The sequence below is a fragment of the Clostridium sp. AF21-20LB genome, assembly GCF_003478795.1.
In the GTDB taxonomy this organism is placed as follows: domain Bacteria; phylum Bacillota; class Clostridia; order Lachnospirales; family Lachnospiraceae; genus Otoolea; species Otoolea fessa.
Window position 1 is genome coordinate 1 of the sequence record NZ_QUGD01000037.1, and the last position, 12615, is coordinate 12615.

Genomic DNA, 12615 nt, shown 5'->3' on the forward strand with positions numbered 1-12615 from the left:
TCAGGAAACCGCGATGGACAGAGAAGCGGCGGCTATCAGGAAACCGTGACGGCCAGAGAAGCGGCGGCTATCAGGGCGGCCGTGATGGTCAGAGAGGCGGACGCGATGGACGCGGCGGTTTAAATATTCCGAAGCCATCCTTCGACAGCCCGGTTGTACAGAAACCGCAGAACAACAAGCAGAATAAGAATAATTACAAGAACGATAAATATAGCAAGATCGACCATGAGGAAGAGATGCACTCCAAGGGAAGAGGCGGAAAGAACGTAAAGAGCGCTGTTCAGCCGCCGCAGAAGAAGGAGGCAAAGGTTGAGGAGATCAAGACAATCACGATCCCGGAGGTAATCACCATCAAGGAGCTCGCAGACAAGATGAAACTTCAGCCGTCTGTGATTGTAAAGAAGCTCTTTTTACAGGGCAAGGTTGTCACCATCAATCAGGAAGTAGATTACGAGCAGGCAGAAGAGATCGCGATGGAGTTTGACGTACTCTGTGAGAAAGAGGTCAAGGTTGACGTCATCGAGGAACTTCTGAAAGAGGAAGAAGAGGATGAGAAGGACATGGTAACCCGTCCGCCGGTTGTATGCGTTATGGGTCATGTCGATCATGGTAAAACCTCCCTTCTGGATGCAATCCGCCAGACCAATGTAACTGCAAAAGAGGCAGGCGGTATCACCCAGCACATCGGTGCGTACATGGTAGAGATCAACGGACAGAAGATCACATTCCTCGATACGCCGGGACATGAGGCATTTACCGCAATGCGTATGCGTGGTGCAAAATCCACTGATATTGCAATCCTCGTTGTTGCAGCAGATGACGGTGTTATGCCGCAGACCATCGAGGCGATCAACCATGCGAAGGCAGCAGGTGTTGAGATCATTGTAGCGATCAATAAGATCGATAAGCCGAGTGCCAATATCGAGAAGGTAAAACAGGAGCTTATCGAGTACGAACTGGTTCCGGAGGACTGGGGCGGCAGCACCATCTTCGTTCCGGTATCTGCACATACCAAGGAAGGTATCAAGGAACTGCTTGAGATGATCCTTCTGACCGCAGAGGTAAAAGAGTTAAAGGCAAACCCGAACCGTAATGCGAGAGGTCTTGTCATCGAGGCAGAGCTGGATAAGGGTAAAGGTCCGGTTGCGACCGTCCTGGTACAGAAAGGTACCCTGCATGTCGGCGATCCGATCGCGGCAGGCGCCTGCTACGGCCGTGTCCGTGCGATGATGGACGATAAGGGACGCCGCGTCAAAGAGGCTGGTCCGTCCACTCCGGTCGAGATTCTGGGTCTTAATGATGTACCGAACGCCGGAGAGGTATTTGTACAGCCGGAGAATGAGAAAGAGGCGAGAAGCTTTGCAGAAACCTTTATCTCTGAGAGCAAGAATAAGTTAATTGAAGATACAAAGATGAAGCTTTCCCTGGACGATCTGTTCTCCCAGATCAAGGCAGGAAATGTAAAGGAACTTCCACTGATCGTCAAGGCAGATGTACAGGGTTCTGTCGAGGCAGTAAAACAGAGCCTGATGAAGCTGTCCAACGAGGAAGTCGTAGTCAAGGTCATCCACGGCGGTGTTGGTGCGATCAACGAGTCCGACGTCAGTCTGGCAGCCGCATCCAACGCGATCATTATTGGTTTCAATGTGCGCCCGGACGCAACCGCGAAGTCCATCGCAGAGCGTGAGAAAGTAGACGTTCGTCTCTACCGCGTCATCTATCAGGCAATCGAGGATGTCGAGGCAGCGATGAAGGGTATGCTTGACCCGATTTACGAGGAGCAGGTAATCGGTCACGCCGTTGTACGTCAGACCTTCAAGGCTTCCGGCGTTGGTACTATCGCTGGTTCCTACGTCCTGGATGGTAAATTCCAGAGAGGCTGCAAGGCACGTATTACCCGTGACGGCGAGCAGATCTTCGATGGTCCGCTGGCATCCTTAAAGCGTTTCAAGGACGACGTGAAGGAAGTTGCTTCCGGATACGAGTGTGGTCTTGTATTTGAGAAGTTCAACGATCTGCAGGAAGACGATATGATCGAAGCATATGCGATGGTAGAGGTTCCGCGCTAGAAAGGCAGAGGGATTCATGCGTAAAAATAGCATTAAAAATACAAGAATTAACAGTGAAGTACAGAGAGAGCTGAGTTCCATCATCAGCCGTGAGCTGAAAGATCCGCGGATTCATCCGATGACAACGGTTGTCTCCGTGGAGGTAACTCCGGATCTCAAGTACTGCAAGGCGTATATCAGCGTGTTAGGCAACGAGGAAGCGGCGAAGGATACGATTCAGGGACTGAAAAGTGCTGTCGGATTTGTCCGCACCCAGCTTGCAAAACGCATTAATTTACGGAATACGCCGGAAATTACATTTATTCTCGATCAGTCGATTGAGTACGGTGTACACATGACCCGCCTGATCGATGAAGTAACTGAAAACCTCAGAGACTCAGAATCGGGAGATGAGGAAGAAAATGAGTAAAAATATCTTAGAGGCGTCACTGGAAGGGGCGGAGCACATCGTACTGCTTGGTCACATCCATCCGGACGGGGACTGTATCGGAACGACTCTGGGACTGCTTAACTATCTGCGGGAGAATTATCCGCAGATAGAGGCAGAACTGTTTCTCGACCATCCGGCTGCTAAATTTTCTTATATGAATGATTTTGAGAAAATTCATACCGAGATTGTGCCGGAAAAACAGTTTGATCTGTGCATTACGCTGGATGCCAGCGACAAAGAGCGTCTGGGCGCCTACGCGGTCTATTTTGACAGCGCCGCCAAGACACTCTGTATCGATCATCACAGAACCAATACAGGATTTGCAGAACAAAATTACATCATTCCGGACGCAAGCTCCTGCAGCGAAGTGTTATACACGCTTCTTGATGAGGCAAAGATCAGCAGGGAGGCGGCAGAGTGTCTCTATACCGGAATTGTGCATGACACAGGTGTATTTAAGTACAATTCAACGACCCGGAAAACGATGGAAATCGCGGGCGCGCTGATGGAAAAAGGCGTGAACGCGGCGAAGATCATCGACGACAGCTTTTACCGCAAGACCTACGCACAGAACCAGATTCTCGGAAAAGCGCTGCTTGGCAGTACACGGATTCTGGATGGAAGATGTATTTTCAGTGTGGTTTCCCAGAAAGAAATGGAGTTTTACGGTGTCGATACGAACGATCTGGATGGCATTATCGATCAGCTCCGGATTACCGAAGGAGTGGAATGTGCCATTTTCATCTATGAAAAGGCGTTCAACGAGTACAAGGTCAGCCTTCGTTCCAACGACTATGTCGATGTGAGCAAGGTGGCGGCGTATTTCGGCGGCGGCGGACACATCCACGCGGCGGGCTGCACGATGCAGGGACATCCGAGGGATGTGATCAACAACCTGACGGGACATATTGAGAAACAGATGGATGCCCGTAGGGAGGAATAGGAGGTTCTGTTGCTGATTGCGCTGCCTGCTTTCAGGTGCACAGCGCATGGACGGTAATAGTTCTGATTTTTTAGGAGATTTTATGTTTCACGGTGTGATAAACATTTATAAAGAACCGGGGTTTACGTCCCACGATGTGGTGGCGAAGCTCCGGGGCATTTTGAGACAGAAAAAGATCGGTCATACGGGTACGCTCGATCCGGCAGCGGAGGGCGTACTCCCTGTATGTCTGGGGAAGGGCACGAAGCTGTGCGACCTTTTGACGGATAAGAGAAAGACGTATCAGGCAGTTCTTTTGCTGGGAACCGAAACCGATACGCAGGATACGACAGGAACGATTCTTTCGGAGAAACCGACGGAACAGCTGACAGAACCGGCAGTCCGCGGGGCGGCGGAGAGCTTTGTTGGTCCGTATATGCAGGTACCGCCGATGTATTCGGCGCTTAAGGTCAACGGAAAGAAGCTCTACGAGCTGGCGAGAGCCGGAAAAGAGGTAGAGCGGGCAGCACGTCCGGTGGAAATCTATGATCTTCAGATAGATGCGATGGAACTGCCGCGTGTGACGATGACCGTGACCTGTTCCAAGGGAACCTACATCCGTACCCTGTGCCATGACATCGGTGAAAAGCTGGGATGCGGCGGCTGTATGGAAAAACTGATCCGCACCCGCGTCGATCGATTTGTGATCGGGGACAGCCTGCGCCTGTCCGAGGTGGAAGCGCTGGCGAAAGCCGGTCAGATCGAGGATAGGATCGTGCCGGTGGATGGAATGTTTGAGGACTGCCCGGCGTATGTGTCGGAGAGCGAAGTTCTGGATAAGCTGCTGCAGAATGGAAATCCATTCCCGAAGGGGCTGGGACCGAGAGACGGCTGCTTAGTGCAGATCGGAAGCAGTTTGGCTGAACACCAGGTTTCTGCGGATGGAAACTCAGAGATGGTACTTCCAGATTCTGGAATCATCCGCGTCTATGACAGCGCAAACCAGTTTATCGGTCTCTATGCCTATCAGCCGGAGAAGAAACAATGGAAACCACGTAAGATCTTTCTGGGAGGAGAGTAAGATGCAGTATTTTGCCGGAACCAGAGAATTTCAGATAAAAGAGCCGACTGCGGTCACGATCGGTAAGTTTGACGGTCTTCACAGAGGACATCAGAAGCTGCTGCGGGAAGTGATGCGGTATCGGGAAAAAGAATATAAACCAGCGGTGTTTACCTTTGAGACGGCACCGGGAACCTTGATCCGGGGAAAGCTGCAGACGATGATCACGACCAACGAGGAGCGCGAGGAGAACCTGCGCGAGGCGGGGGTGGAGTATCTGGTGGAATATCCGTTCAACCAGGAAGTCGCACATATGGACCCGGAACAGTTTGTTGCCGAGATTCTGGTCGGCAAGATGGGCGCAAAGGCGATCGTGTCCGGTCCGGACTGCCATTTTGGCTACCAGCGGAAGGGCGATGCTGAACTGCTTCGGAAACTGGCACCGAAATATGGATATGAGGTATCGATCGTTGAAAAGGCGATGGATGGCGAACGCGAGATCAGCAGCACCTATATCCGGGAAGAGCTGGCGAAGGGAAATATCCGCAAGGCGAATGAACTGTTGGGATACGAGTACCGGATCAGCGGACAGGTGGTACACGGGGAGCATTTAGGCTCCACCCTAGGGTTTCCGACGGCGAATATCCTGCCGGGAATCCAGAAACATCTTCCGGCGTTCGGGGTATATCTCTCCCGGACGGTGATTGATGGTGCTTCTTATGGAAGTATCACGAATATTGGAAAAAAACCGACGATTGCCGGAGAACGACCGGCGGGGGCGGAGACATATATCTATGATCTGGATGAAAACCTGTATGGGAAAAAGATAGAGGTTCATTTTTTAGATTTTATGCGGCCGGAGATGAAATTTTCCGGGGTGGATGAGTTGAAGATGCAGGTTTTGAAGGATAAAGAGACCGGGAGAAAAATGCACGGAGCGGAACGATGAGAGTTCAGCTTCGTGCATTTTTTAAATATGATTCAGGTAGGCAGCTGCTTCCTCTGCCGCCAAATGGATATATTCATTCATTGGTAAATTCTGTGTTCCTACTAAAATATGGCGGCAATAGGAGCTTCCACTGACAGGAATCAGGATTTTCTGGGCGCGGCTTTGTCCGATGGCGGCTGCCATGGCGGGGGTGATTTCTCCTAAGAGGGAGTCTGCAATGACGATGCCGATTGGTCCGATGATTAGGTCGGCATCGCGGCAGGCGACGAGAACGGGGTTTTCTCCGGTGGCGCCCATGGCAGCTCCGGCTTTCATCATCGCGGCAGTGGCAGTGGTGTTGGCACCGAGCGCGAGAAGCGGCTGTCCGGGACAGAGTTTATGGATTTCTTCTACGAGAGCGCGCCCCATGCGTCCGCCCTGACCGTCGATGATGACAACTTTTTTCATAATGGATACCCCCTTTCCTTTTCGTAGGATTTTCGTAGGACAAGATAATAAAAAAGAATGTGCCTTGGCACATTCTCGCGCAGGAACGAAAATAAGAGGGTCTAAATCTGCCTTTTGGACAAAATAAACACCCCAGTATATCTTTACTATAATATCATACATTTTGAAAAAAGAAAAGCAAAAAAGATCGATTTTTGTAAAATTTTTTGTTTACAAATAAAGCGCTTTCTATTATAATGCTGATAATGGCTAACTGGGGTCTGGCAGAGCTGCGATTGGCGGAGGCTGTCAGGGTGACGGAAGATCAGACAGACGCGCGTGAAGGCACCGCGGAGGTGCTTGATTTTTAGTTGATCCGGGAGGCCGCTTTTTTAAAGCCAAAAAACAGCAGACAATGAGAGGGAGAAAACATGAGGAGAAATGACATTCACAAAGTATTGATTATCGGTTCCGGTCCAATCATTATCGGACAGGCGTGTGAGTTCGATTATTCGGGAACACAGGCGTGCAAGGCACTGAGAAAACTCGGCTATGAGATTGTGCTGGTCAATTCCAATCCGGCTACGATTATGACGGATCCGGAGACAGCAGATGTGACTTATATTGAGCCGCTGAACGTAGACCGTCTGACTCAGATCATTGAAAAAGAGCGCCCGGATGCGCTGCTCCCGAACCTGGGTGGACAGTCCGGACTGAACCTCTGCTCCGAATTGGCAGCAGCAGGTGTTCTGGATAAATATGATGTTAAAGTAATCGGCGTTCAGGTTGATGCTATCGAGCGTGGTGAGGACCGTATCGAGTTTAAGCATACAATGGAAAGCTGGGCATCGAGATGGCTAGAAGTGAGGTTGCCTACAGCGTTGAGGATGCACTGGCAATCGCAGATAAACTGGGTTATCCGGTTGTTCTTCGTCCGGCTTACACCATGGGCGGCGAAGGCGGCGGTCTTGTATATAACGTAGAAGAACTGAAGACCGTGTGTGCAAGAGGCCTGCAGGCCAGCATGGTTGGTCAGGTTCTGGTAGAGGAGTCTATCCTTGGATGGGAAGAGCTTGAGCTGGAAGTTGTCCGCGATGCGAAGAACAACATGATCACTGTCTGCTTTATTGAAAATATTGATCCGCTGGGCGTACACACCGGAGATTCCTTCTGTTCTGCTCCGATGTTAACCATTTCGGAAGAAGTACAGAAACGTCTGCAGGAGAAATCCTACAAGATCGTAGAAGCAATCCAGGTAATCGGCGGTACCAACGTACAGTGGGCACACGATCCGAAGACAGACCGTGATATTGTTATCGAGATCAACCCGAGAACCTCCCGTTCGTCCGCCCTGGCATCCAAGGCAACTGGTTTCCCGATTGCACTGGTATCAGCGATGCTGGCAACCGGTATGACTCTGGATGAGATTCCATGCGGCAAGAGCGGTACTCTGGATCAGTATGTTCCGTCCGGCGACTATATCGTTATCAAGTTTGCACGCTGGGCATTTGAGAAGTTCAAAGGCGCAGAGGACAAGCTGGGAACCCAGATGAAGGCAGTCGGCGAGGTTATGAGTATCGGAAAGACCTACAAAGAGGCATTCCAGAAGGCAATCCGAAGCCTGGAGAGAGGCCGCTACGGTCTTGGTCATGCGAAAGACTTCGATAAGAAGACAAAAAAAGAACTGCTTGCGATGCTGCATGTTCCGAGCAGCGAACGTCAGTTTATTATGTACGAGGCACTTCGTAAGGGCGCTACCGTAGACGAGCTGTTCGAATTAACCAAGATTAAACATTACTTCATCCAGCAGATGAAGGAACTGGTAGAAGAGGAAGAAAGCCTGATGCAGTATAAGGCGAGGTTCCGCCGGTTGAGGTTCTCCGCCAGGCGAAGCTGGACGGTTTTGCAGATAAATATTTAAGCGAGCTGTTAGGCGTTACAGAGGAAGAGATCCGCGATGCAAGAACCAAAGAAGGTATCGTAGAAGGCTGGGAGGGCGTACACGTAAGTGCCACACCGGATTCTGCATACTACTTCTCAAGCTACCATATCAAGGATCAGAGTCCGTGCAGCGACAACAAGAAGATCATGATTCTGGGCGGCGGTCCGAACCGTATCGGTCAGGGTATTGAGTTCGACTACTGCTGCGTACATGCAGCTATCGCCCTGAAAGAGCTTGGATTTGAGACAATTATCGTTAACTGCAACCCAGAGACCGTATCTACAGACTATGATACCTCCGATAAACTGTATTTCGAGCCGCTGACTCTGGAAGATGTATTAAGCATCTATCACAAGGAGAAACCGCTGGGAGTTATCGCACAGTTTGGTGGCCAGACACCGCTGAACCTGGCAGCAGACCTGAAGAAATATGGTGTCAACATTCTGGGTACAACTCCGGAAACCATTGACATGGCAGAGGATCGTGACCTGTTCCGTGCGATGATGGATAAACTGCAGATTCCGATGCCGGAGTCAGGCATGGCAGTTACCGTTGATGACGCATTAGAGATTGCGAATAAGATCGGTTACCCGGTTATGGTTCGTCCGTCCTATGTACTTGGCGGCCGCGGCATGGAGGTTGTTCATGACGATGAAGCGATGACCTTCTATATGAGAGCAGCTGTCGGTGTAACTCCGGATCGTCCGATTCTGATTGACCGTTTCCTGCATCATGCAACCGAGTGTGAGGCAGATGCGATCAGCGATGGCGAGAACGTATTTGTTCCGGCTGTTATGGAGCATATCGAGCTGGCAGGTATCCACTCCGGAGACTCCGCTTGTATCCTTCCGTCCAGAAATCTGACCAAGGATCAGGTAGAGACAATCCGCGATTACACAAGCCGTATCGCAAAAGAGATGCACGTAGTAGGTCTGATGAACATGCAGTATGCAATCGAGGACGGCGAAGTATACGTGCTGGAGGCAAACCCGAGAGCATCCCGTACCGTGCCGCTGGTATCTAAAGTATGCAACATCAAGATGGTAAAACTGGCAACGGATATCATGACTTCCTACTTAACAGGTCGTCCGTCACCGGTTCCGGCACTGAAAGAGAAGAAGATTCCGCACTACGGTGTTAAGATGCCGGTATTCCCGTTCAAGATGTTCCCGGAGGTTGACCCGGTACTTGGACCGGAGATGCGTTCCACCGGTGAGGTTCTTGGTATGTCCACCAGCGTTGGTGAGGCTATCTACAAGGCACAGGAAGCAACCCAGACCCGTCTTCCTTCCTCCGGAACTGTCCTCCTGAGTGTCAATGACAAGGATAAGATAGAGCTTATCGAGGTTGCAAGAGGCTTCTACGAGTGTGGCTTTACCCTGATGGGTACAGGCAGAACCTGTGATGTGATGGTAGCAGCAGGACTTCCGGCTGAGAAGGTATGCAAGATCAACGAAGGCCGTCCGAACATTTTAGATAAGATTACCAACGGAGAAGTGGCAATCATTATCAATACCCCGAACGATAAGAAGGGCAGAGGCGATGACAGCTACATCCGTAAGGCAGCTGTAAAGGCGAAGATTCCGTACTTCACCAACATGGCAGCAGCAAAGGCTACTGTACAGGCGCTGAGAAGTATCAAGAAGAACGGACATCTGGAGGTTAAGTCCCTGCAGGAGTTCCATAGCGAGATTCAGTAAATAAAAATAAAAGGGTAAAATCCATTGTTACAGAGTCGTTTCAGTGGATTTTACCGTGACAGTGAATTAATTGAGCTGTTATAGAAAAGAGCGTCTGCCCGGCTGTGAATGCGGGGGTGGCGCTCTTTTAATTGCAGATAGGAATTTTCTGAACTGAAAATTCCGTATGATATCGTATCGATAGCAGATTTTGCCGATTTGAAATGCGAAGCATCGGTAAAATCCCGTTGATGTGCACGGAATGAGTGAGCAGCAACGAATATGTCAGCTTTGCTGACCAGAATCACGCGCCAAGTCTCACGGACGTTCGACTTGAAATACGAGATGCAGCAGCCATGCGCCCAAAATGATTGAAAGCACATACACCGTGTTTCCGGCAAAAATTCCAAATTTAGCAGCGATCTGGGAGTACACAATCTGTGTGGTCGCGTAGTACGGCGTGATATAAAACATATCCGCGTTTCCATACGGATGCGAGGTAACATTGATGATAGTTGCGATGACGCATCCGACCGCAAATACAGCTGTAGACTGCCAGAATCCTTTGGCGGTTGGCAGCACCATGCGGGAAAAGGCGATGAGCAGCCCGATGAAGATCAGAAGGATATGCCAGATAAATCCATGCAAGGTCAGCGTCCAGTACGGGTGCATCAGACCGGACGGATCGACGAACACCATGACGGCACCGAGCAGGTTGTAATTATACATAAAAGTGCAAAAAATACGTTGATATTTATGCGGAACAAAGGGCAGCAGCAGGCAGAGGTACATCGGCAGGCTACAGAGCTGGAATGGAAAATACCACCAGTCGTAGTGCCGGTTGTTTTCTATGTAATAGAGAAAAAGCTGTTTGTAGACCTCGGAAAATGCCAGAAAAACACCGCAGGCAAAGAGCAGATGCAGACGGAACGCTTCGGAGCGCGTCCGCAGCTTCCAGGCGGCAAAGGCGGCGAGTGGGATGCCGATCAGCATAAATACTAAATGAAAGGGAGACCAGACTGCGGGCGGCGTCATGGACCAGGCAGTTAAGGTAAGTAGACGGGAAATCATAAAAAGCCTTCTTTCGTAATAAAACCTAAGGAATGGTTCAGTATCTTGTGAATCATGCTGTAAGCGACCGCGCCCGGCGAGAGAATGTGACAAGGCACATTCTCTTTACGGAAGCAGATGCCCAGTACAGAGAAAACGGTACAGAATAGTTATAGTACGAAATATTAGATTTGCCAAGAATTAACAACAAGATCTGCCCATAATAAGACGATGGGAGATTTACATATTTGCAATTTTTTTCTTTCCAAAGCTGCAAGTTGACAAGCGCCGCCAATTTCCTATATTCTGTAGATATAAGAATCGAGTAAATGATACGGGAGATATACCATGAACCAAAATGAAACTCAATGGGATAGATTCCTGAAAATCCGAACAAGCGGCAGAGACGATTCGCATGCGGATCAATACCGATACCCATACGAACCGACGGCATACGTGGTCCTGGAACGGTTGGCGAACAGCGGATTAATCCGTAAGAATAATACCTTATTGGACTATGGGACCGGCAAGGGAAGAGTCTGTTTTTATTTGTCCTATCAGACAAGGTGTAAAACAATCGGAATCGAATACGATGAACGTATTTATCAGGGGGCAACAGAAAATAAGGAGACGGCAGTGTCCGGAAACCGTACTTCCTTTATCTTAAGCAGTGCGGAGAACTATGAGCTTCCTCCAGAAGTGAACCGGTGTTATTTTTTTAATCCATTTTCGTTAGAGATATTGCATTCTGTTCTTGCCAGGATATATGAGTCCTATTACGAAAATCAGAGAGAGATACTGCTGTTTTTTTATTATCCATCGGAGGAATATATCAGTTGTCTGATGACGGAGGAACAGCTAATGTTTTATGATGAGATCGACACATCGGATTTGTTTCCGGGCGAGGACAAAAGAGAACGGATTATGATATTTGAGGTGATTTTATGAAGCTTTTATTTAAACAGCGGTTATTTTCGTGGTTTGACAGTTATGATATTTATGATGAGTTTGGCAATACAGTATATGTGGTAAAAGGCCAGTTGTCCTGGGGCCATAAGTTGGTGATATATGATGCAGACGGCAATGAAATTGGAATGGTTGTTCAGCGTGTACTGACATTTCTGCCAAAATTTGAGATATATAAAAAAGGCACCTATATCGGATGCTTGAGTAAAGAATTCTCTTTCCTGATGCCGCATTACAATATTGATTACAATGGCTGGCATATCGACGGTTCGATTATGGAATGGGATTATAATATCCTCGATCAAAGGGGATATTCGGTTGCCGGTGTCAGCAAAGAGCTGTTCCATATGACGGACACGTATGTGATTCAGGTAAATGAGCCGGAATATGCACTGGATGCATTAATGTTTGTGCTGGCGATCGATGCGGAAAAATGTTCGAGGACGTAAGAAAGGGTGCGTCTGCTTTTTGCTACAAGAGCACCGAGGCATTCTTGAATAATGACAGGACGATATGGTGAACACAAAAAAGAAACGAGCACCCCGCTTAAGCAATAGCTGTACGGTAACAAACCCATTTCTTGATTATATGATACATTGAACAGTATTAAATGTCAACGAAAAAAAGCATAAGAAATTTCAATGAAAAGCCAGCCAAGCTATTCATCGGAAAGACCATAGAAAAGCTAGGTTCAGATACACTGATTACTCTCCGTGCGTCCGGACCTGTTTTTTGTTGCTATCGTTTCTTTCAGTTGCCTTTGCCACGCCTGCTCTTGGGAGATTTCAGCATATCAGATTTACGAAGAATGCCCATGTTCGATATGGAGAATGTACAAGCCGCCTGGGAAGAGCGAGATAAGGAAATGTTGAAAGTTCTACTGCATGGGTATGTGTGGAACCATATAGAAGGTTAGTAAAAACATTCTTGAAATTGTTGATTCGTTACAGGTTGACAGTTACTGTCATCTTTGGTTTGTAATTGCATTTTTATTAGATATAATTGATTTTATGAATTATCAATTGCATTGCAAAAAGAGTTCAGCATATATGGACGTGTATCTTAAAAAATGACATTTAGTTTTCTGAAGAAACAAATTATGTGAAACGCGTTTTGGTAATT

General features: G+C 48.6%; 9 protein-coding genes and 1 pseudogene. 8 read left to right on the top strand and 2 right to left on the bottom strand.

Annotated elements, in window-relative coordinates:
- The 5 genes from infB to DWX76_RS13035 all read left to right on the top strand — a co-directional run.
- On the top strand, positions 1 to 2069 hold a 2069-nt coding region (gene infB / locus DWX76_RS13015; protein ID WP_412694074.1), incomplete at its 5' end, for a translation initiation factor IF-2.
- 16 nt (positions 2070 to 2085) lie between these two features.
- Positions 2086 to 2478: a 30S ribosome-binding factor RbfA gene (gene rbfA / locus DWX76_RS13020; RefSeq protein ID WP_022360140.1), complete on the top strand. Its 393-nt coding sequence runs from the start codon at positions 2086 to 2088 to the stop codon at positions 2476 to 2478.
- Complete coding sequence (locus tag DWX76_RS13025; protein WP_118570830.1) at positions 2471 to 3442, top strand: DHH family phosphoesterase; 972 nt, start codon at positions 2471 to 2473, stop codon at positions 3440 to 3442. The genes rbfA and DWX76_RS13025 overlap by 8 nt, the downstream gene beginning before the upstream one ends.
- Positions 3443 to 3524: 82 nt before the next feature.
- Positions 3525 to 4502, top strand: a complete 978-nt coding sequence (gene truB / locus DWX76_RS13030; protein ID WP_107000986.1) for a tRNA pseudouridine(55) synthase TruB — start codon at positions 3525 to 3527, stop codon at positions 4500 to 4502.
- A 1-nt stretch (position 4503) separates the two neighbouring features.
- The gene (locus DWX76_RS13035) at positions 4504 to 5430 is read left to right on the top strand and encodes a bifunctional riboflavin kinase/FAD synthetase (RefSeq protein WP_118570831.1); all 927 of its coding nucleotides are present in this window, start codon (positions 4504 to 4506) and stop codon (positions 5428 to 5430) included.
- Between the two features lie 21 nt (positions 5431 to 5451).
- On the opposite strand, the gene DWX76_RS13040 is transcribed toward DWX76_RS13035, so the two are convergent.
- Positions 5452 to 5877, bottom strand: coding sequence for a DUF3842 family protein (locus DWX76_RS13040; protein WP_118524504.1), 426 nt, complete (start codon positions 5875 to 5877; stop codon positions 5452 to 5454).
- Between the two features lie 410 nt (positions 5878 to 6287).
- On the opposite strand from DWX76_RS13040, the pseudogene carB reads away from it, so the two are divergent.
- Positions 6288 to 9498, top strand: a pseudogene (gene carB / locus DWX76_RS13045) (carbamoyl-phosphate synthase large subunit).
- 297 nt (positions 9499 to 9795) lie between these two features.
- Here the strand turns inward: carB and DWX76_RS13050 are convergent.
- Positions 9796 to 10548 (bottom strand): YwaF family protein, encoded by a 753-nt coding sequence (locus DWX76_RS13050; protein WP_118570832.1) that lies wholly within the window; start codon positions 10546 to 10548, stop codon positions 9796 to 9798.
- Between the two features lie 327 nt (positions 10549 to 10875).
- Here DWX76_RS13050 and DWX76_RS13055 point away from each other — a divergent pair, with 327 nt between their 5' ends.
- Together DWX76_RS13055 and DWX76_RS13060 are read left to right on the top strand one after the other, a co-directional pair.
- Positions 10876 to 11475 (top strand): methyltransferase domain-containing protein, encoded by a 600-nt coding sequence (locus DWX76_RS13055; protein ID WP_107000571.1) that lies wholly within the window; start codon positions 10876 to 10878, stop codon positions 11473 to 11475.
- Positions 11472 to 11942, top strand: a complete 471-nt coding sequence (locus tag DWX76_RS13060; RefSeq protein WP_118570833.1) for an LURP-one-related/scramblase family protein — start codon at positions 11472 to 11474, stop codon at positions 11940 to 11942. The genes DWX76_RS13055 and DWX76_RS13060 overlap by 4 nt, the downstream gene beginning before the upstream one ends.
- Positions 11943 to 12615: the final 673 nt, after the last annotated feature.

Excerpts from the sequence above, each read along its gene's own strand:
- rbfA (WP_022360140.1), top strand. The coding sequence starts at position 2,086 with ATGCGTAAAAATAGCATTAAAAATACAAGAATTAACAGTGAAGTACAG.
- DWX76_RS13025 (WP_118570830.1), top strand. The coding sequence starts at position 2,471 with ATGAGTAAAAATATCTTAGAGGCGTCACTGGAAGGGGCGGAGCACATC.
- truB (WP_107000986.1), top strand. The coding sequence starts at position 3,525 with ATGTTTCACGGTGTGATAAACATTTATAAAGAACCGGGGTTTACGTCC.
- DWX76_RS13035 (WP_118570831.1), top strand. The coding sequence starts at position 4,504 with ATGCAGTATTTTGCCGGAACCAGAGAATTTCAGATAAAAGAGCCGACT.
- DWX76_RS13040 (WP_118524504.1), bottom strand. The coding sequence starts at position 5,877 with ATGAAAAAAGTTGTCATCATCGACGGTCAGGGCGGACGCATGGGGCGC.
- DWX76_RS13050 (WP_118570832.1), bottom strand. The coding sequence starts at position 10,548 with ATGATTTCCCGTCTACTTACCTTAACTGCCTGGTCCATGACGCCGCCC.
- DWX76_RS13055 (WP_107000571.1), top strand. The coding sequence starts at position 10,876 with ATGAACCAAAATGAAACTCAATGGGATAGATTCCTGAAAATCCGAACA.
- DWX76_RS13060 (WP_118570833.1), top strand. The coding sequence starts at position 11,472 with ATGAAGCTTTTATTTAAACAGCGGTTATTTTCGTGGTTTGACAGTTAT.